The following is a 1,141-nucleotide window of genomic DNA, read 5'->3' as shown; positions in this document are numbered from 1 at the left end:
TTGGCCCGTCGCGCATCAGGTCTGCACCCGAAACTCGTTCGCAGGCCGTCCACCCGCTACCCCGGGCATCCTTTATCCCCCCCATCACCCTACGGAAAAATCAGTGATGGAGCCGTGGACAGACAACCCCTGATCGTTGTCGGTGGAGCCGTTGTTGTTCTGATCGTGATTGTCGCTGTCCTGGCAACCGGCCGGGCGGTCTTGTGCAGCCTGCCGGAACCGGCAATGCTTACGGATTCGGGCCGGGGCAGGGACAGGGTACCGGCACAGGTGGATCCGGAGCTGGCACCGGAACGGGTACCGGCCCGGGAGCAGGCGGGAATTACCCGGTGCTCCTGCCCATGACCGATACCGCCCCGCTGAGCGAAACGGAAATTTCTGACATTCTCTTCATGCGGGAAGAGGAGCAGCTGGCCTACGACCTGTACATCCGCTGGGCCGGGATGTACCCGATGCCGATCTTCGGAAACATCGCGGAATCGGAGACAATGCATATCTATGAAGTCCAGCTGCTGATGGACCGGTACGGGCTGCCTTCGGACAGGATCGGAAACGCTTCCGCCGGGTATTACAATCCCGTGATCCGGTCGCTGTACTATTCATTCCTGCAGGAGGGCGCCGTTTCGCAGACCGGTGCGCTCGAAGCGGGGCTTGCAGTCGAGATCCGGGATATCGCCGATCTCGATAACGCGATTGCGAACACGACGCGGCCTGATATCCTGCAGGTCCGGAACAACCTCAGGCAGGGATCCGAGAACCATAAAAGTGCATTCCTGCGGGCGCTTGGCCGTTAGGCCGGGCGTCACCCGCCCCCCCGCTTTTTTCCGGATTTTTTTTATTTTCCGAAAAAATCCTCCGCATCCCGGGCACACGCCCCGGTATTTCCGACGGCAGGGAAAACCGTCAGAATCTGCCGGCAATACTCAACCGTGCACGGGCCGGTGATGACTGCCGGGCGATCCGGCCACGGGACATGGTTCCCGCCCCGGATAGCATTCCCGTCCGGCCGTGACACAGCCCGAATATGAATTGTCGCGCAAACGCAGTTACCGTACCCACGTTACGTTCGAGGGGAGCTTTTCATCTGCTTCCGGTTTTTCCGCCGGGTACCCGAACGAAATGGTGCCGACCGGGCTGTACC

The 1,141-nt window shown here is 60.7% G+C and carries 2 protein-coding genes; both read left to right on the top strand.

Features of this window, described 5'->3' with window-relative positions; all coding sequences use genetic code 11:
- The first annotated feature begins 114 nt into the window (after positions 1-114).
- Entirely contained in the window at positions 115-345 is a 231-nt protein-coding gene (locus CW742_RS14335; protein ID WP_292421546.1) for a hypothetical protein, read from the top strand.
- Positions 342-794, top strand: a complete 453-nt coding sequence (locus CW742_RS14330; RefSeq protein WP_292421544.1) for a DUF2202 domain-containing protein — start codon at positions 342-344, stop codon at positions 792-794. Before CW742_RS14335 ends, CW742_RS14330 begins: the two co-directional genes overlap by 4 nt.
- The last annotated feature ends 347 nt before the right edge of the window (positions 795-1,141 follow it).

The sequence above is a fragment of the Methanoregula sp. genome, from assembly GCF_002835825.1.
Classification (GTDB): domain Archaea; phylum Halobacteriota; class Methanomicrobia; order Methanomicrobiales; family Methanospirillaceae; genus Methanoregula.
The sequence above is the reverse complement of the archived record's forward strand: the minus strand, read 5'-3'. Positions and strand labels throughout refer to the sequence as shown.

Coding starts and splice junctions, on each gene's coding strand:
- CW742_RS14330 (WP_292421544.1), top strand. CDS start 342: ATGACCGATACCGCCCCGCTGAGCGAAACGGAAATTTCTGACATTCTC.